Genomic DNA, 24,717 nt, shown 5'->3' with positions numbered 1-24,717 from the left:
GCCCCTCTTCCTGCCCGAGCCCGCCCCCGTGCTGGCGACCGCGCCCGTGGCGGAGCCTGTCGCGTGGGCACCGGCCCCGTCACCGTCGGGCAGCACGCTGCCCGACCTGGCGAGCGGCTCCTGGAACCCTGCTCCTGTCCCGGACACCGCGCTCGCCGAGCTCGGCAAGATCGCCGGGTCGGGCGACAGCTGGACGCCCCCCGGGCAGATCAGCTCGGACATGTCCTCGATGCTCGCCATGCGGTCGAACATCCAGGAGCAGGCGCTGGCCGAGCTGAGCCAGCTGTCCTCCTACCGCCCTGCGGCGGTCGAAACCTCACAGGGCGGCGGGCTGACCCGCCGTACCCGTGGAGAGGTCGCGGAATCCACCGACGACCTCGCGTCCCAGAAGATCAGCCGCGACGCGGCCGAGCTTCGCTCCAGGCTCTCGGCGTTCCAGTCGGCCACCTCGCGTGGTCGCCAGGCACCCGAGGCCGACGGTCCCACCGCGGAGGCACCGGCACCCGCCGGCGGCCTCGGCACGCAGTACGTCCCAGACTCGGCGCCCCAGCCGCGTTGATGGTCTTTCGCCACTGAGGCATCGAGAAGGAGGAAGCGTGAGCGCTCTCAGCACCGAGGCGACGAACTTCGGTTGGTTGCTGGACAACTTCGTCAGGACAGTTCCTGGCACCCGTCACACCCTGGTCGTGTCGGCCGACGGCCTGCTCATGGCCATGTCCGACAACCTGGACCGGACCAGCGGCGACCAGCTCGCCGCGATCGTGTCCGGCATGTCGAGCCTGACCCGCGGGGCGTCCCGCCAGCTCAACGGAGGTGCGGTCCGTCAGTCCATCATCGAGATGGACAACGGCTTCCTGTTCCTCATGAACGTGTCCAACGGCTCTGTCCTCGCGGCTGTCGCGGACTCGACGTGCGACGTCGGTCTGATCGGCTACGAGATGGCGATGCTGGTCTCTCGGACCGAGGCGACGCTGACGCCTCAGCTCATCACCGAGATGCGCAGCAGCCTGCCGGTCGACGGAGCCGTCCGCGCCCCGGTCGGATGAGGTTGCCATGATGAACAGACGGTCGAGCTCGCACTCCATGGACGGCGAGCACTTCGAGGCCGCGACGGTGCGGCCCTACGCCGTGACCGGTGGTCGTGTGCGGTCGGCGACGTCGAACCTGCCCCTCGAGACCCTCATCGAAGTGCTCCCGGGGGCTGTCGACAGCCGTGGCCTGCCGCCCGAGAAGCGGGCGATCCTCAGCCACGCCGCCAGCACGTACGTGTCGATCGCCGAGGTGTCCGCGCTCCTGCGGATGCCCCTCGGGGTGGTCCGCATCCTCATCGCGGACCTCGCCGAGGACGGCTACCTGACCATCCACACGTCTACGCCAGTCAATGTTCACACCGGTCACGGCCAGAACCCGGCCCTGTCCCTGAGTGTGTTGGAGAGTGTTCTCAATGGTATTTCAGCCCTCTAGCGGACCGGCCGAGGCCACCGCTGTGAGCAAGCCCGTCGGAGCGCCCACGGTCGTCAAGATCGTGGTCGCAGGCGGGTTCGCCGTCGGCAAGACGACGTTCATCGGGTCGATCTCCGACATCGAGCCTCTCAACACCGAGGCCGCGATGACCGAGCACTCGGTCGGCGTGGACGACGCCGGCGGCGTGTCCGACCGCAAGACGACCACGACTGTCGCGATGGACTTCGGGCGCATCGAACTCCCGGGCTCGCTGTGGCTGTACCTCTTCGGCACGCCGGGCCAGGACCGCTTCCTGTTCATGTGGGACGACCTGGTGCGTGGCGCGATCGGCGCCGTGGTGCTCGTCGACACCGACCGCCTGGAGCAGTGCTTCCCGGCAGTCGACTACTTCGAGTCGCGCGGCATCCCCTTCGTGGTGGGCGTCAACTGCTTCGACGGGGTGGCCAAGCACCGGTTGGAGGACGTCCGCGAGGCGCTCCAGATCCCTGCTCACGTGCCGATGCTCTACACGGACGCCCGCTCGCGCGCGGCGACCAAGCAGTCGCTCATCGCGCTCGTGCAGCACGCCATGCAGCAGATCCGGGCCGCCTGACCCAGCTGCTCGACCAGACTGACCTCGCGGCCGATCCCCCCTCGGCCGCGAGGTCGCCCGTCGTGCGGCGAGGTCGCACGGTCCTCGCCCAGGTCGCATGTCGTGCCGCGAGGTCGTCCCGTCCTCTCCCGGGTCGCCTCCGGTCCGCGAGGTCGCCTGTCGTGTCCGGTCACGAGGTCGCCCGTCCTGCCCCCAGGTCGTACGTCCGTCGGCCAGGTCGTATCCCCGCCCGCGAGGTCGTACAGACACGCCGGATCGTTCCTGCCCTCGGGGTGTTCTGGCGTGTCCGTACGACCTCGGTCCTCCGAGGGCGACCTCGGCGACCTCGGTGCGGTCGACGCTCTGGGTGCGCGTGGGGAGTTCGGTTCGGGGCGGGTCTCGTGGCAGGATGTCCAGTGCGTCTGACGGCGCGTGCACCTCAGGGTGACGCGCAGCAGGATGCGAGGAGGTGTGGCAGAGCGGCCTAATGCACCAGTCTTGAAAACTGGAGTCGGTGAAAGCCGACCGTGGGTTCAAATCCCTCCGCCTCCGCAGCAGAACAGCCCCTGACCTGGGAAGAGCACCGGGTCAGGGGCTGTTCTCGTGTCAGCACCCTGTGCTCGGCAGGGGCGGCTCTTGGCTCTCGCGAGCAGTCCCTGGGCCAACAGATCGCTAGAGGCTGGCTAGCGCCGGCCATGCTGAGCGATGCTCGTGCGTCCGACAGGTCCCACCTAGCGGGCCCGGGGAAGTGGGGGAGTTCGTCTCAGCTCGTGGTGGCGGGCGTGAGTGCGGAGGGGGCGTCGGAACTACGGTGCGCAGTTTGGCATCGACTCGACGACGGCTCTCTCGGTGTCGACATTCGTCTCCACTGTGCAGTCGAGCTGACCTTGAGGCCCAAGAGTGGACCATGCAAGAAATGCCAGGGTGGCCGTCGCTACGGATGTGGCACCAAGTGCAACGATCGCCTTGGTGGATCTCCGGCTGTCCGTTGCCATCGTTGAGTCCACTTCGTAGAGGTACTGCAGGTGTGAGGTCACGGCCCTTCTACTGTCCCATCAGGCAGCATCAGGTGTACATGGCAGCTCGTGGGGGTCGGTGAAAGCCGACCGTGGGTTCACATCCCTCCGCCTCCGCAGCACGCAGAAGCCCTCGACCGGACGAACTCCGGTCGAGGGCTTCTGGCGTCCTGCGTGCGGGACTGCGGGACTGCGGGACTGCGGGACTGCCAGACTGCGGCGTCAGCTGCCGAGCTGCACGCGCAGCGCCGGCGGCAGCAGGTCGCCGTGCGCCGCGACCAGCTCGTCGCACAGCGACCAGATCTGCTCAGGGGTCAGGGTCGACGACGTGTTCGGGTCCACCAGCGCAGCCTGGCGGACCAGGAGCGGGTCGCCGCGGCGTGCCGCCTCGACGGTGAGCCCCGCGACAGAGGCGTAGGGCTGGTTGACCGCCGCGCACTGGACCGGGAGGGCGCCCATCGGGACGGGGTGGATCCCGGAGCTGTCGACCGTCGCCGGGACCTCGACGACCGCGCCCTGCGGCAGGTTGTCGATCAGCCCGACGTTCGGCACGTTGACGTGCACCTCGCGCTGGGTGCCCGTGACGATCGAGTGGATGATCTGCGGTGCGTACTCGCTCGCGCCCGCGTCGAGCGTGAAGTCCTCGTCGGCGGCGAGGATCCGCCGCGTCTCGTCGAGCTGGGCGAGGTTGGCGCGGCTGATGTCGGCGTACTCGAGGGGCTTGAGGCGGTACCTCTCGATCTGCTCGGGCGACCGCAGGAACCACGGCAGGTACTCGGAGGAGTGCTCGCTGGTCTCGGTCGGGTAGTAGCCGATGCGCCGGAACATCTCGACGCGGACGCGGCGCTCGAGCTCGGGGTCGGCCGCGATCTTCTCCGCCAGGCGCGGGTACAGGCTCTCGCCCTGGTGCTCCCACCGGACCATCCACGACTGGTGGTTGATCCCGGCGGCCCGGAAGGTCGTCTCCTCGACCGGGACCCCGACGAGCTCGGCCAGGTCGTTCGCGGTCCAGTAGACGCTGTGGCACAGCCCGGCGACCTTGATGTCGGGGGCGACGACGGAGGCCCACCAGACGTTCATGGCCATCGGGTTGGTGTAGTTGAGCAGCCAGGCGTCGGGGCAGACGTCGCGCATGTCTGCGGTGAGCGCCTCGATCACCGGGAAGGTGCGCAGCGCCCGGAAGATCCCGCCGACGCCAGTCGTGTCGCCGATGGTCTGCAGGAGCCCGTGCTCCGCGGGGATGGTGAGGTCGCGCAGCGTCGCGTCGACCCCGCCCACCTGGATCATGTTGATGACGAAGTCGGCCCCGTCGAGGGCCTCTCGGCGGTCGAGGGTGGCGGTGATCTCGGGGGAGGCCCCGAGCTGGGCGGCGACGCGACGGGTGGTCGCCTCGGCGACGACCAGCCGTTCCTGGTCGATGTCGTGCAGGGACAGGTGCGCCCCGGCGAGCTCCGGGAACCGGAGGATGTCGCTCACGAGCTGACGGGTGAAGACGACGCTGCCTGCGCCGATGAACGCGATGTGAACCATGGGTCGATCATGGCGCAACATCCGATGGCATGCAAGAATCTGATTGGAACACGTCCTAATCGATCAACTTCAGCCACCGGAGGTCTCGACGATGCCGCTTCACGACGCCCTGGGCGTGAACCCGAGCACACCATCCGTGCCGGACCTGCGCGTCACCGGGTGGACGCCCCGGCAGCAGCTGCGGGTGCCCACCACCCGCGTCACCCGCGCGGCCGTCCCGGCTGTCGACATCCACAACCACCTCGGCCGCTGGCTCACCGACGACTGGTGCACCCCTGACGTGGAGGCCCTGCTCGCCCTCATGGACGAGGCCAACCTCACGACGGTGGTCAACCTCGACGGTCTGTGGGGCGACGCCCTCGAGGCCAACCTCGACCGCTACGACCGTGCCCACCCCGGCAGGTTCGTCACCTTCTGCCAGGTGGAGTGGCCGCTGCTCGCCGAGCCCGACGGCGTCGACCGCCTCGTCGCCCAGCTGCGCGACTCGGCCGCCCGCGGTGCTCGCGGGGTCAAGGTGTGGAAGAGCCTCGGGCTGTCGGTCCGCGACGCCTCCGGCGCGCTCGTCCAGCCTGACGACCCGCGGGTGGTCGAGGTGCTCGCTGTCGCCGGTGAGCTCGGCCTCCCGGTGCTCATCCACGTGGCTGACCCCATGGCCTTCTTCGACCCGCTCGACGCGCACAACGAGAGGTTCGACGAGCTCGCCGGGCAGCCGGACTGGTCCTTCGCGGACCGCTCGGTCTACCCCTCCTTCCACGGTCTCCTCGGAGCCCTCGAGGAGCTCGTGCGCGCGACGCCGGGGACCACCTACATCGGCGCCCACGTCGGCTGCGTCGCGGAAGACCTCGACCACGTGTCGAGGCTGCTGCGCGAGCTCCCGAACTTCTTCGTGGACACCGCAGGCCGCGTCGCGGAGCTGGGGCGCCAGCCGCGACGGTTCCGCCGCCTGCTCGAGGAGTTCCCGGACAGGGTGCTCTTCGGCACCGACATCTTCCCGCTCGAGCGCGCCGGCCTCGAGACCTACTTCAGGTTCCTCGAGAGCGACGACGAGAGCTTCCCCTACGCGCCCGGCGCGAGCATCCCTCCGCAGGGGCGGTGGGCGGTCTCCGGGGCAGACCTCCCCCTCGACCTGCTGACCTCTCTCTACAGCACCAACGCGCGTCGCATCCTGGGTCTCGGCGAGTGACCGGGCCCCGGGGTGCGCGCGCCGTCGCGGCGGTGTCGCCCTCCGCGGTCCGGGCCCCGTCAGGTCGCGACAGGCTGCGCGGCGCCCTCGTCGGCGTCGGTGAGCCGTGCCCGGGCCGGCCGGATCCCACCGGTCAGGTGCGAGGACTCGACCTGGCTCATCGCCAGCCTCACGGCGCCCCGGGCCACGTGGTCGCCGCCCAGGGTCGAGACGCGCACGTCGGGCATGCGGATGACGCTGCGCCCGACCATCGCCGAGAACTCCGGAACCCACAGGTCGGCCCAGGGCGTGCTGCCTCCACCGAGCACGACGACCTCGGGGTCGAGGGTGAGCACGAGGGCGGACGCGCCTGTCGCGACGGCTCGGGCGTACTCGCGGACGAGCCGTCGCGCGCCGGGGTCGCCGCGCCGCGCGGTCTCGAAGGTGGTCGAGGCGGCTGCGGCGTCCACGTCGAGCTCGTCGTCACCGGCGTCGTCGCCCCGGAGGATGCCGATCGCCTTCTTCCAGCGAACCACGGGGAGCCGGCCGATCTCACCGGCGGCTCCCGCGTGGCCCTTGACCAGCACACCGTTGACGAAGGCCGCAGCGCCCGTCCGCAGACCAGCCAGGATGTAGACGACGTCGTCGGCGCCCTGCGCGGCTCCCCACGCGTGCTCGGCGAGCAGCGCCAGCTTGACGTCGTTCTCGACGCTCACAGGGCACGGGAAGGTCGCGGAGAGGTGGCCGACCAGGTCGACGTCGGTCCAGCCCGGCAGCGGGCTGAAGAGGGAGGTGCGTCCTGTCGCGTCGACGGGCCCCGTCACCGCCGCCCCGACGGCCCACACGTCCTTCGGGCTCGCGCCGTGCTCGGCGAGGGCCTCGCGCAGGGTCTGGTCGATCGCCCCGAGCCGCTCGGGCGGGGCGAGCGTCGGGTCGACGGCTACCTGGTGGTCGACGAGCACGGTCCCGTCGAGGTCGGCCAGCAGCACGGAGATCCTGTGCACGCCGATGTCGAGGCCTACCAGCAGGCCGGCCCTGCTCCTGAAGGCGAAGCGCTGGGGCGGACGGCCGCCCTGCCCGTCGAGCACGGGCTCGACCACGTCGACCCAGCCGAGCCCGACGAGCTCGGAGACGAGGGAGTTGATGCTCGGGCGCGAGAGACCTGTCGCGCGGGTGAGCTCGGACGTGGTCGACGGACCGCTCGACCTGATCGCACCCAGCGTGCGCTCGAGGTTGTACTCCCTGACCTGGATCGTCGCCATGTGTGTGTACAGCTCCTTCGACTCGTGGACTACCAGTACCACACGCAGGAAGTGGCACACGTGACCCAGGTTACGTAAAACGCTTGACAGGGTTCTAGCAAGTTCCTAGCCTAACCATCAGACCAGTGCAGGGGCACCACACAGCCCAGGAGGTTCTCAGTGACGAGACTGCTCGAGACGTCGGCCGATACCGGCCGACGCAGAGACAGCGACGACAGCGACGGCGGGCCGTCCGGCCGCACCGTGAAGAAGCCGTTCCGGAACCGCAAGGAGAGCTGGGCCGCGGCCATCCTCCTCCTCCCGGCCCTCTTCGGGTTCGCGGTGTTCTGGATCTACCCCACGATCCGCGGCACCTACTACTCCATGACGGACTTCAACCTCCTGCGGGAGCCTGAGTTCATCGGTCTGGAGAACTTCCGCCAGGTCGCCGCCGACCCCCAGGTGTGGAGCTCGCTGCGCATCACGGCCGTCTTCGCGGTCGCGAACATCGTCCTGGTCATGGTGCTCGCCCTCGTGCTCGCCGCGCTCATGCAGCGCCTCAACCTCAAGACCTGGCTCCGGTCGGTCCTGCTGCTCCCGTGGCTCGTGCCCAACGTGGCCATCGCGCTCATCTGGGGCTGGCTGCTCGACGCCAACGTCGGCTACCTCTCGAACCTGCTCGACTCGATCGGCATCAGCGGCGTGACCTTCTACAACCCGAAGGCCGCACTGTGGATCATCGTCATGATCTCCGTCTGGTCGGGCCTCGGCTACACGGCGCTCCTGCTCTACGCAGGGATGCTCCAGGTGCCGTCCGAGCTCTACGAGGCCGGCTCGATCGACGGGGCCTCCGAGACCCGGATGTTCTTCGGGATCACGCTGCCCCTCATCCGCCCTGTCATCGCCCTGGTGCTCGTCGTCTCGTTCATCGGCTCGTTCCAGGTGTTCGACCTCGTCCAGGTCGGGTACGGCAACAACCCGATCCCCGAGGTCCGGGTCATCTACTACTACATCTACCAGCTGGCCTTCTCGTTCCACCGCATGGGCTACGCCTCAGCGGTGTCGATCCTGCTCGTGGTGCTCCTGGGCGCCCTGACCTACGTGCAGCTGCGCATGATGCGCGCCAACCGATCGGACCTCGCATGACCACCACCACGCCAGCCCCCGCCGCCGTCGGCACCCCGGTCCGCACCCGGTCCAGGTTCGCCCCCGCCCGCCTCGCCCCCGGCAGGCTCGTCGCGTGGCTCGTCCTCGCGCTCGTCGTCCTCGCGACGGTCTTCCCGTTCTACTGGATGGTCCGCACGTCTCTCACCCCGACGTCAGACCTCATCGCCGACTCGGGCAGGTTGTTCCCGACCGACCCGACCCTGGTCAACTTCCGCAGGGTGCTCGGCCTGACGACCACGCAGGAGGCGATCGCCGCCGGCGGCACCGGCGCGAGCATCAACTTCCTGCGGTACACGATGAACTCCTTCATCTTCGCCGGGTCGGTCGCGCTCGTGCAGACGCTCTCCTGCGCCGCGGCGGCCTACGCCTTCGCCCGGCTCACCTTCCGTGGGCGGGACGGCCTCTTCGTCCTCATCATCGCGGGGCTGATGATCCCGGGGATCTTCACGCTGCTGCCGAACTTCGCCCTCATGCGCGAGCTCGGCCTGCTCAACACGATGCTCGCCCTCGTGGCCCCGTCCCTGCTCGTCACACCCTTCGCGATCTTCTTCCTGCGGCAGTTCTTCCTCTCGCTGCCGCGCTCGGTCGAAGAGGCCGCGATGCTCGACGGCGTCGGCCCCCTCGGCAGGTTCTGGCGCTTCGCGCTGCCCATGAGCCGCGGGCCCGTCGCGACGATGATCCTCATCACCTTCGTCGGCATGTGGAAGGAGTACCTGTGGCCGCTGGTCGCCGGGAACTCCGAGAGCACCCGGGTGCTCACCGTCGGGCTCAGCGTGTTCCAGCAGCAGTCGCCCAACACACGTCCTGACTGGACGGGTCTCATGGCCGGCTCGACCCTCTCGGTCGTCCCGGTGCTCATCATCCTCATCTTCCTCGGACGCCAGCTCGTGCAGTCCCTCAACTTCTCCGGCGGCAAGTAGCCCGCCCGAGCCGTCTCGCTCTTCCCCCCCCGGGCAGTCAGACAGAAAGGCACGACCCATGAAGAAGCTCGCAGCACTCGTGGCGATCGGGGCAGCATCGGCGCTGACCCTCACCGCCTGCTCCTCCGGCGACAGCTCGGCCGACGGCGGCGACGTCACCCTCCAGTACTGGATGTGGGACGACCAGCAGGCCCCGCTGTACCAGGCCTGCGCCGCCGCCTTCACCGAGGCCAACCCGGAGATCACCGTCGAGATCACCCAGACCGGGTGGGCGCAGTACTGGCAGAACCTCAACACCCAGATCACCGCCGGCACGGCGCCCGACATCTTCGTCAACCAGATCTCGTACTACAAGGAGTTCGTCGACAACCAGCAGCTGCTCGACCTCTCCGAGTACGTCGACGCCTCCGACATCGACTTCGCGGACTTCACGCCGGACCTCGCCGAGAGGTGGGTCGAGGGTGACGCCCGCTACGGCCTGCCCAAGGACTGGGACACCGTCGGTGTCCTCTACAACGTGAAGGCGGCCGAGGAGGCCGGTTTCACCGCCGAGGACATGGCCTCCCTCACGTGGAACCCCACAGACGGCGGCACCTTCGGAGAGTTCGTCCGCGCGACGAGCATCGACTCCGCGGGCCGCGACGGGCGCGACCCCGCCTTCGACAGCGACGACGTGGTGCGTTACGGCTACTACCCGGAGTGGGCCGACGGGGCCATCGGCCAGAACGGCTGGGGAGTGTTCGCCCACGCCAACGGCTTCACCTTCGGCGACGGCACCTCGGCACCCGACTACTCCGACGAGTCCCTCGTCGAGACCGCCACCTGGCTGCAGTCCCTCATCGAGGACGGCTACGCACCGAGCTTCGACTCCACCTCGACCCTGGGCACCCAGGCCGTGATGGAGAACGAGAACGCCGCCTCGACGATCCAGGGTTCGTGGATGGCGTCCTCGTACCTCGGTGAGGCCGCACCCGTGGACTTCGCCTTCGCCGCCGTGCCGACGGGTCCCGAGGGCCGCTTCGCGTCGACGAACGGGCTCGCGGACTCCGTCTGGGCCGGGACGTCCCACCCTGACGAGGCGTACAAGTTCGTCGAGTACCTGGCCTCGGCCGAGTGCCAGGACACCGTCGGCGAGGCCGGGCTGATCTTCCCGGCGCTCACCTCGGCCACCCAGGTCGCCCTCGAGGCCCGCGAGGCCATGGGCTACGACTCGACGGCCTTCGTGTCCGTCGCCGACGCAGGCGACACCTTCCTGGTCCCGGTCATCGAGCGCTCGGCCGAGGTCAACACCGCGGTCCAGGACGCCATGCAGTCGATCGCGCAGGGCACAGACGCCCAGACCGCGCTCGACACCGCGGCCGCGACCGTCGAGTCCTACTACCAGTGACGCGCAGAGGAGACCTCATGCCGATCGACAGCCCGACCCGCCTCCCCCTGAGGATCCAGGGCGGTGAGACTGGTGGCACCCCGGGGTGGGCCAGCCCCGCCGACGGGTCCAGCCCGACCACCGAGACCTTCTTCACGGCTTCCAGGGTCGCGATCCTGCACGGCGTGACCCAGGGCGACGTGTACCGCAACGGCCACAACTCCTGGTCCCCGACAGGGTGGCGGTCGCTGACCGACCAGCCGCTCCGCGTGGCCAACCCGGTCCGCCGGAACACCGCAGACGACACCCGCTGGGACGACCCCGCGCGGCACCACTCGTCCTGGGTGATCGCCCTCGCCTCCGAGACGGGCACGCTCCTGCTCGGCTGCCTCGGCGGCGACACCCCGCGCCTGCACGCCGATGCCGACGTCCTCAGCGCCTGGACGGAGACCGGCAAGACGGGCGAGTGGGTGCTGCTCGAAGGCCAGGAGCAGGCAGTCTTCGCCCGGTACCGCCAGCTCTTGGTCGACCGCTACGGCGTCCTCGACCGTGACCCTGGCGCCGTGTGGTCGTCCTGGTACTCCTACTACGAGACGATCGCCCACGCCGACCTCGCCGAGGTGGTGCCGCAGCTGCCCGGGCTGGGCTTCGACACCGTGCAGATCGACGACGGCTGGGAGCGGCTCGTCGGAGACTGGCAGCCCAACGACAAGTTCGCCGGCGGCATGCGGGACTCCGTGAAGCTCATCACCGACCACGGCATGCGGGCCGGGCTCTGGATCGCGCCGTTCATCGCGCTGCCCGGCTCAGAGGTGGTCCGCCGCAACCCGCAGATGCTGCTGCGCGGCACCGACGGCGAGCTCGTCGAGGCCGGCACCAACTGGGGCAGCCACTACTACACCTTCGACTTCACGCGGACCGACGCCCAGGAGTTCCTCGTCGACACGGTCTCGCGCGCCGTGCACGACTGGGGCTTCAGCTACCTCAAGCTCGACTTCATCAACGCCGCCACGATCGCCGGTGTGCGCTCGCAGGACGTCGACCGGGAGCAGGCCTACAGGTCGGCGATCGAGACGATCCGGGCTGCCGCCGGACCCGACACCTTCCTGCTGGGCTCGGGTGCACCGGTCTTCTCCTCGCTCGGTGTGCTCGACGCCGTGCGCACAGGGCCTGACGTCGCCCCGATGTGGGACAACTACGCGACCGACGACCCCTCCGACGCGACAGCCCACAACTCGGCGTCGAACGCCGTGAGCCGCCTGTGGATGCGTGGGCTCATCGGCCTCGACCCTGACGTCGTGTACTTCCGTCACCGTCGCAACCTGCTGAGCGAGCAGCAGATGCAGTGGCTCAAGGACATCGCGACGCTCTCGGGCTTCCCGGCGATCTCCGACCCGCCGGCCTGGATCGAGCCCGAGGACCACGCGGAGCTCCGTGAGTTCCTCACGGGGTCGCCGGCCACCGAGCAGCTGGACAGGTACAGGTTCCGGATCGACGACAGGATCGTCGACTTCGGGCCGTTGTTCGTCGACGAGGACAGCCCCTACCCGCTCTGAGCCGTCCACGGCTGAACGCCGCGAGCCCCGGTCCGTCGTGGACCGGGGCTCGCGGCGTCGTGCGGGACGTGCGGGACGTGCGGGACGTGGGGTGTGCGAGGCTGCTTGCTGCGCCGGCTTTGCGGCGCGCCGGGTCTTCTGCCCGGGGACGTCCCGCGAGGACGCCGTCGTCGACCGACCTGGCGAGAAGGTCGGCTCAGCCGACGTGGACCTCGAGGCCGCGCCTGCGCAGCTCGTCGAGCACGGCAGGATCCGCCCCGGAGTCGGTCACGACCCCTTCGACGTCCTCGATCGCGCAGATCCTCGCGAAGGCCGTGGCCGAGAACTTGTCGGAGTCGGCGAGCACGAAGGTGCGCCGCGCGAGCGAGACGAGGGCCGCGTTGACCGCAGCCTCGCCCTCGTGGTGGGTGAACAGACCGTGCTCGAGGTCGAAGGCGCTCACCCCGAGGAACAGGGGGTCGATGTTGATCTCGGGCAGCATGAGCGAGGCCAGCGGGCCGACGAGCTCGTAGGACTGCGACCTGGCGACGCCACCCGTCACGACGATGCGCAGGTTCTGGCGGACGATGAGGTCGTTCGCGATGTTCACGGCGTTGGTGACGACGGTCGTGACCGAGCCGGCAAAACGCTCGTCGCCGGCCGTGGCCACACCGACCTCGTAGGCGGCGACGGTCGTCGTGGTCCCGCCGTTGAAGGCGATGACCTCACCGGGGGTGACCAGCGAGACAGCCTTGGCGCCGATGGCGCTCTTCTCACCTGGCTGGCGCACCGTGCGGTACCGCATGGGGAGGTCGCCCGAGATGCTGTTGACCATCGCCCCGCCGCGCGTCCGGGTGACCAGCTGCTGGTCCGCCAGGGCGTCGAGGTCTCGTCGTGCTGTCGCCGGGGAGACCTCGAAGGTCTCGACGATCTGCTCCACGTGGGCCGACCCGTTGGCGACGATGTAGTCGACCAGCCTGGACAGGCGTTCTTCGCGCTCCATCTCACTCCTCGCTGGGGGAACCGGGCCGAGCCCGACCATTGAACCTTACGGTGCAGAGCAGCCGTCGGACGCCGACGGGCGCCGACGAACCCAGTCGTACGCCGCTGACGGCGGCAGCACGCAGCCCGCAGCCGCGTGCCGCTTCGGCGGAGCCCGCCACCACTGCCACCACCGCTGGCAGGGCCCGCCGTCAGGCCGTGCGGGCGGCGGCTGCGTCGGAGTCGTCGAGGTCGAGCGCGAAGAGGCGCAGCAGCCGGGCGGCCTCGGTGATCATGGCCTCGCGTCCTGGGCCCATGTACTTGCGGGAGTCGACCACCGCGGGGTTGGCCCCGAGGTACTCGCGCACGGCAGCCGTGAAGGCGCTGTTGAGGTGGGTCGAGACGTTGACCTTGACGATCCCCGCGCGGATCGCGGCCTGCATGGTCGCGTCGTCCACGCCGGAGGAGCCGTGCAGGACGAGCGGGACTGGGACGGCGTCGCGGAGCCTGGCGATCAGCTCGAGGTCGAGCACCGCGGAGCGGGTGGTCATCGCGTGCGAGGAGCCGACGGCGACGGCGAGAGCGTCGACGCCCGTGGACGCGACGAAGTCCTTCGCCTCCTGCGGGTCGGTGCGGACGCCCGGGGCGTGAGCACCGTCCTTGCCGCCGATCTCACCGAGCTCGGCCTCGACGAAGACGTCGCGGGTCCGTGCGTGGGCGACGACGCGGCGTGTGGCGGCGATGTTCTCGTCCCACGGCAGCCTGGCTCCGTCGTACATGACCGAGGAGTAGCCGAGGTCCACGGCGGCGAGGGCGAGGGCCTCGTCCTCGGCGTGGTCGAGGTGCAGCGAGACGCCGACCGTCGCGCTCTCGGCGAGGGCGGCCGCGGCGTGGGTCAGCGGTTCGAGGTGTCCGCCGTGGAAGGCCACGCAGTTCTGCGAGATCTGCAGGATCACGGGCTGGCCTGCGCGCTCGGCCGCCCGGACGAGGGCCTCGGCGGTCTCCAGGTGCAGCACGTTGAGGGCGCCGATGCCCGTCCCCTGGCGGGCGGCCTCGTGGACGAGGTAGCGGGTGGTCACGAGAGGCATGAGGATCCGTTCGTCGATCGGTGGGAGAGGTCAGGAGGTGGCGCGGGCCGGCGATGCCGAGCCTGGCTGGGTGGTCGAGATCTCGACCTCGGGCTCGAGCGTCGCGGGGTCGACAGCCAGCGAGCCGGCCCACGGGCTGAGGACGGCTGCCGCAGACCACGCCACGGCGCGCCGCGCGACGGCCTCGAGGTCGTCGGGCCCGAGGGTCGAGACGTCGCGTCGACGCAGGAGGCTCGCGATGGCGGCGACGGCTGCGTCGCCGGCGCCTGTGGGGTTGCCGCGCAGCGCGGCGGGCAGGCGGGCGTGGACGGCCTGGCCGCTGGGCGGGACGACGAGCAGCCCGTCGGGGCCGAGCGAGACGACCACGAGCCCGGCACCGCGGCGCTGGAGCTCGTGGGCTGCGTCGAGCACGTCGAGGTCGCCGAGGGCCGCCGCGAGCTCGTCGCGGTTGGGCTTGAGGACGTCGGCCCCGGCGTCTGCGGCGGCCAGCAGGTGCGCGCCCGAGACGTCGACGACCACAGGGACCCCGGCCTCGCGGCCGATCCCGACGATCGTCTGGAGCACGTCGGTCGGGGCGCCCGGCGGCAGTGACCCTGAGGCCACGAGGACCTCGGCGCTGCCGGACAGCCCGCGGACCGCGGCGAGCACGGCGTCCCACTCCGCCCCGGTGCGCTGCGCGCCGTGCTCGTTGAGCATCGAGGTGACGTCTTCGCCGGTCTCGACCAGCGCGTAGGAGTGCCGGGTGGGCCCCGCGCACGGGACCAGGGTGTGGGGGACCGAGGCGAGGTCGTCGTCGAACCACGACTCCTCGCCCGAGCCGACGGGGAGCACGGCGTGCGTGTCCTCGCCCTGCTGGGCGAGGACACGCGAGACGTTCACGCCCTTGCCGCCGGCGCGACGCCGCGCGGCGTCGACCACCCGGGTGGCCCCGCGGTCGAGCTGCTCGGTCGTGACCGTGACGTCTACCGCGGGGTTGGGGGTGAGGGTGAGGATCATCGGCTCGGCTGCGGGTCGTCCTGTGCGGCCAGCGAGTCGCGGGCCGCGAGCGCAGCCCCGACCAGGCCGGCGTCCTCGCCGAGGGTCGCGCGGACGAGGCGGGGGACAGGCCCGTACCTGACGAGGCTCTCGAGGCGCTGCGCGAGGGGGACGACGAGGGCGTCGCCCGCCTCGGAGAGCCCGCCGGCGAGCACGACCACGTCCGGGACGATCAGGGTGATGGCGTGCGAGAGCCCGAGGGCGAGCGCGTCGAAGGCTGAGTCGCGGACGGCGACGGCGACGGGGTCGCCCGCTGCTGCCCGTGCGAAGACCTCTTTCGAGCCCGAGACCTCGGTGCCGGTGTCCCTCTCGTAGCGGCGGCGGATCGCCTCGGCCGAGGCCGTGGCCTCGAGGCATCCGCGGTTGCCGCAGACGCAGGGCTCGCCGTCGGGGACGACGACGGCGTGCCCGATCTCGCCGGCGTACCCGCGTCCGACGTGCAGCCGTCCGTCGACCTGGACCGACGTGGCGATGCCTGTGCCGATGGCGAGCACGAGGGCTGTCGAAGCGCCCCGTGCAGCGCCGAGGCGTGTCTCGGCTGCGCCCGCGGCGCGGACGTCGTGCGCGACGGCGATCGGCAGGTCGAGGGTCCGGGCGAAGGCGGCCCTGAAGTCGACGTCGCGCCACTCGAGGTTCTCGGAGTAGACGCCGAGAGCCTGGTCCTCGACGACGACCCCAGGCAGGGCGATGCCGAGGGCGGCCGGGGGCGCGCCGAGGCGCTCCGCCTCTTCGTGGACGAGGGCCGTGGCGATGCGCACGACCTCGTCGGCGCTGCCCGGCCCCGGGGGCGGGCTCGGGACGCGGCGGGGCGGGTGCATGGTCCCGTCGGCCGAGACCGACGTGACCTTCATGGTGGTGCCGCCGACGTCGATCGCGACCACCGGGTGGCCGTCGCCGAGGCTGGGGAGCGCGTCGCGGGGTGTCATGCCCACCACCTAGAGGATCACGGCGCGCGTGAGGGAGCGCGGCTGGTCGGGGTCGAGCCCGCGGTGCTCGGCCAGGGCGACCGCGAAGCGCTGCGCGACGACGAGGGCCGCGAGCGGGTCGAGGTCGTGGTGCACGTGCTGGGCGCCTGTCGCGGCGATGTCGGCGTCGAGGCCCTGGGGGACCTCGCCGAGGGTCCAGACGGCCCGTCCGGGCTGGGCGATCGAGATCGGTCCGTGGCGGTAGTCCATGGCGGGGTAGCTCTCGGCCCAGAACTGGGCTGCCTCGCGGGTCTTGAGGGCTGCCTCGTGGGCGAGGCCGACGGTCCAGCCGCGACCGAGGAAGGTCACCTGCTCGAGGTCGAGGAGGCCGGTGACGTCGACGGCCAGCGCCTTCTCGGCGTCGCGGGCGAGGGGCTCGAGGTCTTCGCCGAGGTGTGCGCGCAGGAGGGCGAGGGCCGTCGTGGCGAAGCGGGTCTGGACGACGGACTGCTCGTCGGCGAAGCCCAGGCCGATCGTCACGTCGGCTGCCGCGGCGCAGGGGGAGTCGTCGACGGCGGTGACCAGGACCGTCGGCACGTCGGTGAGCTGGCCGAGGAGCTCGAGGATCTCGGTCGTCGTCCCGGACCTGGAGATGGTCAGGACGCGGTCGTAGCTGCGGCCGACCGGGTACTCGGAGCCTGCGAAGGCGTCGGTGACACCGTGGCCTGCTTCTTCGCGCAGGACCGCGTAGGCCTGGGCCACGAACCAGCTGGTGCCGCAGCCGACCACGGCGATGCGCTCGCCGTGCTGGGGGAGCAGGCTGCTCACCTGCGGGAGCGTCGCGGCGGCTCGTCGCCAGCTCTCGGGCTGGGATGCGATCTCGTCGTGCACGTACGTCGCCGTCATGGGGCGCCTCACTGTTCTGTCAGACGGTGCGCGCACCGACTTGAATGCGCGTTCGTGATCAGGATACCCATGTAAGCGTCAGAATCAATCACTGGTCGACGTCGGCGACGAGAGTGCACGAGGTTTCGCCACCAGGCTGCGTATTTTTGCCAAGGGGGTTGCGGAAGGGGTGGTCGGCTGCTCTGATGGACGCGACGGTGGAACGGAGCACCGTCGCCACCCCGTCGGTTCGAGCGCATCCCGCCAGACCAGGCAACGGAGCCTGCCGGTATGCTCTCGCCGCCGACCGAGCCTGGAGGACAGCGTCGATGACCGTTGACCGCACCGTGAAGAGACGACGAGCCCAGAGGGTCGGGGCGCTCGCGCTCGCATCAGCCCTCGGACTGCTCGCACCAGCCGCCGCAGCCGCGCCGACCGAGCCTGAGGCCGCGACCGCGACCTACGAGCTCACCACCACGCCGGCGCTCGCCACGAACCCGCTCAAGGGCTTCTTGCCCTTCGCGCCGGAGCCCGGCCAGACCGCCGAGTTCGCCGACCCCGACTTCCCGTACTCGATGGAGTGGTTCTACCTCCCCGTCGACTCTGTCGTGACGGGCGAGGGCACCTACGACTGGACGGCCGTCGAGTCCAGGCTCGACGCGATCGCCGAGCGCGGGCACCAGTCGGTGTTCCGCTTCTACCTCGACTACCCGGCGCAGGAGTCGGGCGTGCCGGACTACCTGCTCGGACCTGACGGCATCAGCCAGGACCGCGCCTACGACTTCTTCGACAACGACGGCCTGAGCTTCTCGCCGGACTACGACGACCCCCGCGTGGTCGACATGATCGTCGACTTCGTGACCGCCTTCGGCGAGCAGTACGACGGAGACCCGCGCGTCGGCTACGTCACCGCCGGGCTCATCGGGTTCTGGGGCGAAGACCACACCTACCCGATGGACGGCGTGGTCTCCGACGAGAACCCCACGGGCGAGGACTGGATGCCGAGCCAGGCGACCCGCGAGACGATCTGGGACGCGTGGGACGCAGCACTCGACGACACCTGGTTGCTCGCCCGGTACCCGTCCGAGGCCGTCAAGGGCCACGGCTTCGGCCTGCACGACGACTCCTTCGCGTACGCGACGCTGCCGACGACCGACTGGCACTTCCTCACCAGGGTGATCGCCGAGGGCATGCAGGACGCCTGGCAGCAGGCCCCGATCGGCGGCGAGCTGTACCCGCCGCTGCAGACCTGCCTCTTCGACGACCCGCTGTCCTGCCCGGACGCTGCCGCCGAGATCGCCGACGGCCGTGACTACAACTTCGCGGACTCCGTCGACCAGACGCACATCAGCTGGATGATGAACCACCAGGCCTGGGCCACCGGGTACACAGGGCAGTCGCGCGAGCGCGCCGTCGCAGCCTCCGCCTCGCTCGGCTACGACCTCGCGGCCGTCCAGGGCAGCGTCACCCAGACCGCAGGCGGCGTCGACGTGACGCTCGACCTCGAGAACCGCGGCGTCGCACCGTTCTACTACGACTGGCCCGCGTCGATGGTCCTGCTCGACGCCCAGGGCGAGATCCTCGCCGAGGCACCCGTCGACGCGAACCTGCCGAGCCTGCTCCCCGGGACCACGACGACGGTCTCGGCGACGCTCGACACCGCGGCGCTCGACCTCACGGGTGCGACCGTGGCGTTCTCGGTCCCCAACGTCATGGACGGCGGGCTGCCGCTGCGGTTCGCCAACGCCACCCAGGACGCCGACCGGGACGGGTACCTGACGGTCGGTGCTGTGCCGGCGCTGGCGGAGGTCGCCCCGGTGGCTGCGCCGGTCGAGCCTGCACCCGTGGTGCCCGTCGCGGCAGCCGCACCGGCCGGTGCCGCGGTCGCGTCCCCGAGCGGTGACCTCGCTGCGACCGGCGCGTCGACGACCAGCCTCGGCCTCGCCGCGGCCGGTGCGGTGGCGCTCGGTGGTGGGCTCCTGCTGATGCGACGCAAGGCGCACGCAGGACGCTGACCGACTCAGGTGGCCCGGGAAGCACTGCTCCCCGGGCCACCTGCTCGTCCTGTCCCAGTGACAACCGCCACCCCGGCGGCAAAACGGGACCCACGTCCCCCGCGCGCTCCGAGCCACGAGCGATGATGACACCGTGACTCCTCCGGTGCCCCTAGAAGACGAGCTCGAACCTGTCGGACTCATCCGGCAGTCCGGTGTCGTGCTCCGGGTCGGGCGGATGCTGCTCGCCTCGGGCGGCGGCAGCTATCGGGTCCGGATCGCGATGGCGCAGGTCGGCCGGGCCCTCGGGCTCGACAGCGTCGAGGCGCAGGTGACGGTCAACGAGATCGTCGCGACCTCGCGGCGCGGCCCGATCTTCCGGACCGAGGTGACGCGCAGCCCGACCATCGGGGTGAACGCGAACCGCATGGTCCAGCTCGAACGGCTCTGCTCGTCCCTCGAACCGGGTGTCACCGCCGAGGAGGTGGCCGAGCGTCTCGACGAGATCGAGCAGACGCCGCTGCGCTACGGCACCTTCGCCAACGCCTTCTTCACCGGGGTGGCCTGCGCGGCCTTCGCCTTCCTCAACAACGGTGGTCTCGTCGAGGTGCTCGTCGTCCTGGTGGGCGCCGCGCTCGGCCAGCTCACCCGTCGCCTGCTGATCCACCGCGGGTACAACCAGCTCGGCGTGACCATGGTCGCCGCGGCTGTCGCGAGCGTGGTCTACCTGGGGATCGTCAACCTGCTGTTCGTCGCGGGGGCCGTCGACTCGATCCACGAGAGCGGGTACATCTCCGCGGTCTTGTTCCTCGTGCCGGGGTTCCCGCTCATCACCGCGGCGCTCGACCTGTCGCGCCTCGACTTCACGGCGGGGCTGTCCAGGCTGGCCTACGCGCTGATGATCATGATGTCCGCAGCGCTCAGCGTGTGGGGTGTCTCGGCTGTCATGGGGCTGACGCCGAACCCTGCTGGTCCGCTCGACCTCGGGGACGGGCAGCTGCTCGTGCTGCGCCTGCTCGCGAGCGCCCTCGGCGTGCTCGGCTTCGCGGTGCTGTTCAACAGCCCGTGGCGGGTGGTCTTCGCCGCTGCGGGGATCGGCATGGTCGCGAACGTCATCAGGCTCGAGCTCCTCGACGCCGGGATGATCGCGCAGGGCGCTGCCGCGGCTGCCGGGCTGGTCGTCGGGGTGGCGGCGAACGTCGTGGCGCCGCGGATGCGGGTCCCACGCCTCACGCTGTGCGTGCCGGCTGTGGTGATCATGGTGCCTGGGGCGTCGGCGTACAGGGCCGTGTACTTCCTCAACGCGGGCGAGACCGTCGACGCGCTCGCCTTCGGGGTGCAGGCGTCCTTCGTGGTGGTCGCCCTCGCGATCGGGCTGACGGTGGCGCGGACGGTGACGGACACGTCGTGGGGGCGGGCGCCGCACTAAGGGGGTGGCCTGCCCGCTTGGCTGCGTGCGTGCGTGCGTGCGTGCGTGCGTGCGTGCCTGCCTGCTGGTCGCCCGGCGACGGTCCGTCCGGGGTGGCAGTCTCGGGCACTCGGGCGACGTTTTGCTCCCAGGGCGTCTGGGCAGGTAGCCTTGCACAGCCCGCAGAGGATCACGTGCTCAGCGGGCACAGCGCCGGGGTGACTCGGTGAGGAGACGTCGCATAGCCAGGTCTAGTGCGCCACCCTGCTAAGGTGGTAACGGGGCAACCCGTTCGAGGGTTCGAATCCCTCCGTCTCCGCAATATTCTCACTGAAGCCCCGGCAGCGTTACTCTGCCGGGGCTTTTGCGTACCTGCGAATCCGCGCCCCTAAGATCGGCTGAGAGCGCACTGATCCTCTGGGTGGGGGCCCATGTGGATTTCTCACATTCTGGACCTTCCATGTATGCGCTCTCACCGAAAGCGCCTTAACTCCAGTCGTTGGTCCTGGGCTTTTCCTATCGATACTTGCGTATGGGCCGGTCGGGGCATAAGTTCTCAGCAGCGGGGGGTCGCTACGCACGTGCTGGGCTTGCCTTCGCCACTCGCGTAGCCATCCGACTGCGCGGGACATCGGATCGGGCTGAGACGGCTCGTGAACGGAGATCAGAAATGATGCGCACTTTGTCAAATCGCGTTCGTCGGTCTATTGCGGTGACGGCGACGGTTGTCGGAATGGTGGCTGTCGGGGCGACTGGAGCTTCCGCCTGGACTTTCGCGACGACCGGCGCTCCCCAGTCGGCAATCTCCGGAGGGGCTTCGGTGGGAGATGGGGCAGGGTCCATCTACCGCTCAGGGTTCGCCTATGTTAAGACTGACGCGAAGCTCAAAGACCCCGTGAGCAACGGTCGTGGCGTCTTCCAGGAGACGTACGCCTACAACTCGAAGAGCCAGGCTTCTGGGCAGACGGGTCGCCGTACGGGCTCGACCTGGGCCTCGATGCAGCAGACGTCGCTCTACAGCTACCAGGGATTCGCCGGTGCCACGGCCCGTTCCAAGGTCTGTGAGGATGCCAGCCTTCGTCCGGACGTCTGCTCGTCTGACCGTCTCTCGGGGATCTGAGGTCTGCTGACATGACTGGACCAGTACTGACCCTGACGGGTGTCTCGCACAGCTACCGAGGGCGCGATGCCCTTCGTGAGGTGTCTGTGGAGATCCGACGTGAGGTGACGGCTCTGATCGGCGTCAACGGTGCCGGGAAGAGCACGTTCATGAACGTCGCGGCGGGTGGCCTCTCGCCGACGTCAGGGTCGGTGCTGGTCGACGGGAAGTCGATCTACGGACGTCGGACTCGGCGGCAGGCGCTCCAGACCGTCGCGCTCATGCCCCAGACAGCGTCGTTCCCGGGGAACATGACGGTCCGCGAGGTCGTCGAGTACCTCACGTGGATGCGTGGCGCGCGAGCAGGTGACGCGCGGACGCGTGCGGAGCGCGCGCTCGAGACGGTCGAGCTGGCTGATCGCGCGGGCTCCAAGATCCGGGAGCTCTCCGGGGGGATGCTGAGGCGCGTCGGTCTGGCGCAGGCCGTCGCGATGGATCCGAGCATCCTGCTCCTCGACGAGCCGAGCACAGGACTTGACCCTGAGCAGCGCCGGATCATGGTCGACCGGCTCCGCGAGCTCGACGCTGCCGTCGTGCTGAGCTCGCACGTGATGGAGGACGTCAGCGATCTTGCCGATCGGGTCCTCGTGCTCGACGCCGGGACGATCGTCTTCGACGGCACTCTTCCAGACCTCTGCGACCGCGCACCTGACCCGAGCGCCCCGCGGGCTGCCGAGGCGGGATTCCTCGCGGTCCTGGCCACACGGTCGGGGGTCGCCCGATGACGCTCCCGGTGAGACTGTGGATCCGTCGCTCGAGCGCTCTCCTCGCGTTCCCCGCGATGCTCGTCATCGTGTTCTTGGTGCTCTTCAGCCGCTCGGGGTGGTCCTGGGAGCGGAGCCAGGCGGTCAGCTGGGCGACTGCGTGCACGATCCTCCTAGGTCCCCTGGCCGCAGGTCTGGTCGCCTTCGACGTCTGGCGTCGTCAGACCTCGACGATGCGGGAGCTGGCAGCCAGCACGCGTCGCGGCACAGCCGGGATCTTCGCGCTCGCGCTCGCGGCTTGGCTCCTCGCGGTCCTCGCCTGGCTCTCAGGACTCGGGGTCGCTCTCGCCATGGCGTCGAGCAACGGTGCAGCGGGGCCGGTCCCCTGGTGGACGATCGTCCAAGGTCTGCTCGTGATGCTCGCGTGCGTCTGCATCGGTGCGCTGATCGGTGCAACGTTCCGGAGCGTCGCGGCAGCGCCGGTCGCTGCTGTCGTCTGCTACCTGGTGCCGATCGGCGCGAACATCTTCGGCCTCCAAGGCTTCATGACGGCGGGGGGCGCCACGGCGCCGCTCATCGGCATCACCCAAGATCGCACGATAGCCGTCGTGCTGGTCCTTGCGGCTGCCCTCGCCGCAGCTCTTGCGTGGGCGATGGTGAGGCGATCGACAGCTCCGACGGACGCCTTCGTATCGGTCGGTGCCGCCGTCTTGGGGGTCGCCCTGGTCGGCTCGCTCGTCTACCTGAACACCCTCAGTCCTGTGCTGCGGACCACGCAGCCCAGTGCGAGCCCTGAGGTGTGTGTCGGCTCCTCGCCCGAGGTCTGCGGCCCTGGGGAGGGCGCTGCGCTGTACGCGGTCGCTGCTGAGGATCTCCAGTCCGCTGGACAGCTCTTGTCCGAGGACGGTGTTCCCCTCCGAGACAGGTATGACTACCCGCGTGGCGACATCATGATCCCGCCCGGAGGTGCGGGGATGCTCAGCCTGAGTCCCTCCGAGGTGACTGACGACGGGCACCTCGCTCCGTGGGACGTCGCTCTGACGATCGCCACCCCCTCGGTGTGCGCTGCGTACTACGGAGACACCCCTCCGAACGACCTGCTCGACGCGCAAGGATCGCTCGCGACCTGGATCGTCGACCGTCTCTCGGGCGAGGGTGGAGACTCTCCGGCTGATGCCGACGGTGCGCAGCGCGCGATGGAGGCGCTCCAGACGTGCGACGGAGGTGCAGCAGGCTCGTGGACCTACGTCTCGGACTGAGGCCGGCCCTCAAGGCGCACAGATGGGACACCTGTCTCGTCGTAGCCCTCGCGACAGGGCTCGTCGGCTTCCTGAGCCGGGCGACCTTCGTCCAGCTGCCCTTCCTCCAAGAGACGGTCCCGGTTCGTCTGCTCGTGGCTGTCGTCGCCGTCGTGGTCGCGGTCACTCCTCTGTACCCCGTCTTCACAGAGCTCACGCCGTCCCTCGTGCGTGAGCGGACGCTCCAGTGGGTGCGGCCTCTGGGAACCGTCGGGCTCGCCTCGCTCGCGTACGCACCGTCTGCCGTCGGGGTGTCCGCTGCGGGGACCGACACGTCGTTCTTCCTCGCGCTGCTCTGCGCTGGTCTGCTCGCCATCGTCGTCACGGGGCACCTCGCCTGGGCCGTCGTCCTGGCTCTGGGGTTCACGATGATGCTGGTCGACTCCGCGCCAGGAGCGCCCGTGGCGACGGCTCTCGACCGCGTGGCCTTCGGTCTGTGGGGCTGTGCGGTGCTGATCACGTTGCTGGTCGCAGGAGTCCGTGGAGCACCGAGGCGGTCGAGGACCTCAGACGCCTGAAGACGACTTCGGGCTCCGCACCAGCGCCAGGTACGCCAGCGCTGACACCCCGGCCACCGCGGCGAGCGACAGGCTCGCAGCCCCAGCCCCCCAGTGGTCCAGGGCGAGGCCGAGGGCGAGCGGGCCCACGACGGCGCCGAGGTCGCCGGTCGAGCGGAAGATGCCCATCGCGGCACCCTGGCGGCCGGGCGCGGCGACGTCGGCGAGGACGACTCCCGGGACGATGCCGCCCACAGCGGCTCCCACACCTGCGGCGACGACGACCGCGCCGAAGGCGAGCGGGCTGTCGGCGACGGGGTACAGGGCGATCGCCACGGCGGCGACGAGCATCCCGGGGATGAGCAGGCGACGGCGCCACCCGGCGTCGAGCAGACGCGCGAGCAGCGGCAGCAGGCCGAGCGAGACGAGCGTGATGACGCCGATCGACAGACCCAGCTGCGTGGAGGTCATGCCGACGCGGTCGCCGAGGATCGGCACGAGCGACTGCTCCCCACCGAAGCGGATGACGAACACCGCGAAACCGACGACGTTCAGCCCGACGAAGGCGGCGAGGTCCGTCGCGACGCGGCGGCGACCGCTGACCGGTCCAGCGGCGGCTGCCCCTGCCGCTGTCCCGGAGTCCTGTTCCGGGTCGAGGCGGTCGAGATCGTGACTTCGGAGCGAGATCGGTCCTTCTACGTCACGATCTCGCTCCGACGCCACGAGGTCGCTGCGCTGGTGGACTGTGGTGGCGGCGCCATGGGTGGCGAGGGCGGCGGGGGGTGCTGGGG

General features: G+C 70.2%; 23 protein-coding genes and 2 tRNA genes. 17 read left to right on the top strand and 8 right to left on the bottom strand.

The features are described from left to right. From HZZ10_RS16355 to HZZ10_RS16335, 5 genes are all read left to right on the top strand, one after another. Nucleotides 1-559 (top strand): hypothetical protein (locus HZZ10_RS16355; protein ID WP_179914318.1); only part of this gene is annotated, 559 nt, incomplete at its 5' end. Between the two features lie 37 nt (nt 560-596). Further along, nucleotides 597-1,046, top strand: coding sequence for a roadblock/LC7 domain-containing protein (locus HZZ10_RS16350; protein WP_056135162.1), 450 nt, complete (start codon nt 597-599; stop codon nt 1,044-1,046). 7 nt (nt 1,047-1,053) lie between these two features. Then, nucleotides 1,054-1,464, top strand: coding sequence for a DUF742 domain-containing protein (locus HZZ10_RS16345; RefSeq protein ID WP_179914317.1), 411 nt, complete (start codon nt 1,054-1,056; stop codon nt 1,462-1,464). Next, nucleotides 1,445-2,056 (top strand): GTP-binding protein, encoded by a 612-nt coding sequence (locus HZZ10_RS16340; RefSeq protein ID WP_179914316.1) that lies wholly within the window; start codon nt 1,445-1,447, stop codon nt 2,054-2,056. Before HZZ10_RS16345 ends, HZZ10_RS16340 begins: the two co-directional genes overlap by 20 nt. Nucleotides 2,057-2,500: 444 nt before the next feature. Next, a tRNA-Ser gene (locus HZZ10_RS16335) sits at nt 2,501-2,587 on the top strand. Nucleotides 2,588-3,273: 686 nt separating this feature from the next. Here the strand turns inward: HZZ10_RS16335 and HZZ10_RS16330 are convergent. Continuing rightward, on the bottom strand, nt 3,274-4,581 hold the full coding sequence (locus HZZ10_RS16330) for an alpha-glucosidase/alpha-galactosidase (protein ID WP_179914315.1): 1,308 nt from the start codon (nt 4,579-4,581) through the stop codon (nt 3,274-3,276). Nucleotides 4,582-4,672: 91 nt separating this feature from the next. On the opposite strand from HZZ10_RS16330, the gene HZZ10_RS16325 reads away from it, so the two are divergent. Further along, the gene (locus tag HZZ10_RS16325) at nt 4,673-5,764 is read left to right on the top strand and encodes an amidohydrolase family protein (protein ID WP_179914314.1); all 1,092 of its coding nucleotides are present in this window, start codon (nt 4,673-4,675) and stop codon (nt 5,762-5,764) included. Nucleotides 5,765-5,823: 59 nt separating this feature from the next. On the opposite strand, the gene HZZ10_RS16320 is transcribed toward HZZ10_RS16325, so the two are convergent. Next, the gene (locus HZZ10_RS16320; RefSeq protein WP_179914313.1) at nt 5,824-7,005 is read right to left on the bottom strand and encodes an ROK family transcriptional regulator; all 1,182 of its coding nucleotides are present in this window, start codon (nt 7,003-7,005) and stop codon (nt 5,824-5,826) included. 159 nt (nt 7,006-7,164) lie between these two features. Between HZZ10_RS16320 and HZZ10_RS16315 the strand changes: the two genes are divergently transcribed. The 4 genes from HZZ10_RS16315 to HZZ10_RS16300 are packed head-to-tail and all read left to right on the top strand — an operon-like array spanning nt 7,165 to nt 11,993. Further along, entirely contained in the window at nt 7,165-8,130 is a 966-nt protein-coding gene (locus HZZ10_RS16315) for a carbohydrate ABC transporter permease (RefSeq protein WP_179914312.1), read from the top strand. After that, nucleotides 8,127-9,071 (top strand): carbohydrate ABC transporter permease, encoded by a 945-nt coding sequence (locus tag HZZ10_RS16310; RefSeq protein WP_179914311.1) that lies wholly within the window; start codon nt 8,127-8,129, stop codon nt 9,069-9,071. The genes HZZ10_RS16315 and HZZ10_RS16310 overlap by 4 nt, the downstream gene beginning before the upstream one ends. Nucleotides 9,072-9,129: 58 nt before the next feature. Further along, nucleotides 9,130-10,458: an ABC transporter substrate-binding protein gene (locus tag HZZ10_RS16305; RefSeq protein WP_179914310.1), complete on the top strand. Its 1,329-nt coding sequence runs from the start codon at nt 9,130-9,132 to the stop codon at nt 10,456-10,458. A gap of 17 nt (nt 10,459-10,475) precedes the next feature. Continuing rightward, nucleotides 10,476-11,993, top strand: a complete 1,518-nt coding sequence (locus tag HZZ10_RS16300; RefSeq protein ID WP_179914309.1) for a glycoside hydrolase family 36 protein — start codon at nt 10,476-10,478, stop codon at nt 11,991-11,993. A 196-nt stretch (nt 11,994-12,189) separates the two neighbouring features. Here the strand turns inward: HZZ10_RS16300 and HZZ10_RS16295 are convergent, their stop codons facing one another. From HZZ10_RS16295 to HZZ10_RS16275, 5 genes are all read right to left on the bottom strand, one after another. Further along, the gene (locus HZZ10_RS16295) at nt 12,190-12,975 is read right to left on the bottom strand and encodes a DeoR/GlpR family DNA-binding transcription regulator (RefSeq protein ID WP_179914308.1); all 786 of its coding nucleotides are present in this window, start codon (nt 12,973-12,975) and stop codon (nt 12,190-12,192) included. Nucleotides 12,976-13,165: 190 nt separating this feature from the next. After that, a complete protein-coding gene (locus HZZ10_RS16290; protein WP_179914307.1) occupies nt 13,166-14,041 on the bottom strand; it encodes a class II fructose-bisphosphate aldolase in 876 nt (291 codons plus the stop codon). A 30-nt stretch (nt 14,042-14,071) separates the two neighbouring features. After that, complete coding sequence (locus tag HZZ10_RS16285; protein WP_179914306.1) at nt 14,072-15,037, bottom strand: 1-phosphofructokinase family hexose kinase; 966 nt, start codon at nt 15,035-15,037, stop codon at nt 14,072-14,074. After that, entirely contained in the window at nt 15,034-16,002 is a 969-nt protein-coding gene (locus HZZ10_RS16280) for an ROK family protein (protein ID WP_179914305.1), read from the bottom strand. Before HZZ10_RS16280 ends, HZZ10_RS16285 begins: the two co-directional genes overlap by 4 nt. Nucleotides 16,003-16,011: 9 nt before the next feature. Further along, entirely contained in the window at nt 16,012-16,887 is an 876-nt protein-coding gene (locus HZZ10_RS16275; protein WP_179914304.1) for an SIS domain-containing protein, read from the bottom strand. Nucleotides 16,888-17,195: 308 nt separating this feature from the next. Here HZZ10_RS16275 and HZZ10_RS16270 point away from each other — a divergent pair, with 308 nt between their 5' ends. The 7 genes from HZZ10_RS16270 (at nt 17,196) to HZZ10_RS16240 (ending at nt 23,947) form a co-directional block, all read left to right on the top strand. Further along, nucleotides 17,196-18,881 (top strand): DUF4832 domain-containing protein, encoded by a 1,686-nt coding sequence (locus HZZ10_RS16270; RefSeq protein WP_179914303.1) that lies wholly within the window; start codon nt 17,196-17,198, stop codon nt 18,879-18,881. 133 nt (nt 18,882-19,014) lie between these two features. Continuing rightward, nucleotides 19,015-20,289, top strand: a complete 1,275-nt coding sequence (locus HZZ10_RS20100; RefSeq protein WP_308507603.1) for a threonine/serine exporter family protein — start codon at nt 19,015-19,017, stop codon at nt 20,287-20,289. Between the two features lie 209 nt (nt 20,290-20,498). After that, nucleotides 20,499-20,587 (top strand) — tRNA-Ser (locus HZZ10_RS16260). A 501-nt stretch (nt 20,588-21,088) separates the two neighbouring features. After that, a complete protein-coding gene (locus HZZ10_RS16255) occupies nt 21,089-21,388 on the top strand; it encodes a hypothetical protein (RefSeq protein WP_179914302.1) in 300 nt (99 codons plus the stop codon). Between the two features lie 86 nt (nt 21,389-21,474). Next, a complete protein-coding gene (locus HZZ10_RS16250) occupies nt 21,475-22,152 on the top strand; it encodes an ABC transporter ATP-binding protein (RefSeq protein WP_179914301.1) in 678 nt (225 codons plus the stop codon). 8 nt (nt 22,153-22,160) lie between these two features. Further along, nucleotides 22,161-23,390 (top strand): hypothetical protein, encoded by a 1,230-nt coding sequence (locus tag HZZ10_RS16245; RefSeq protein ID WP_179914300.1) that lies wholly within the window; start codon nt 22,161-22,163, stop codon nt 23,388-23,390. Beyond that, nucleotides 23,369-23,947, top strand: coding sequence for a hypothetical protein (locus tag HZZ10_RS16240; RefSeq protein WP_179914299.1), 579 nt, complete (start codon nt 23,369-23,371; stop codon nt 23,945-23,947). The genes HZZ10_RS16245 and HZZ10_RS16240 overlap by 22 nt, the downstream gene beginning before the upstream one ends. Here the strand turns inward: HZZ10_RS16240 and HZZ10_RS16235 are convergent. Next, the coding region (locus HZZ10_RS16235) for an MFS transporter (RefSeq protein ID WP_179914298.1) at nt 23,936-24,717 on the bottom strand (782 nt) is incomplete at its 5' end. The genes HZZ10_RS16240 and HZZ10_RS16235 overlap by 12 nt on opposite strands.

The sequence above is a fragment of the Sanguibacter inulinus genome, from assembly GCF_013415325.1.
GTDB classification, from domain to species: Bacteria; Actinomycetota; Actinomycetes; order Actinomycetales; family Cellulomonadaceae; genus Sanguibacter; species Sanguibacter inulinus.
Note: the sequence above shows the minus strand (reverse complement) of the source record. Positions and strands in the feature narration are given on the sequence as shown.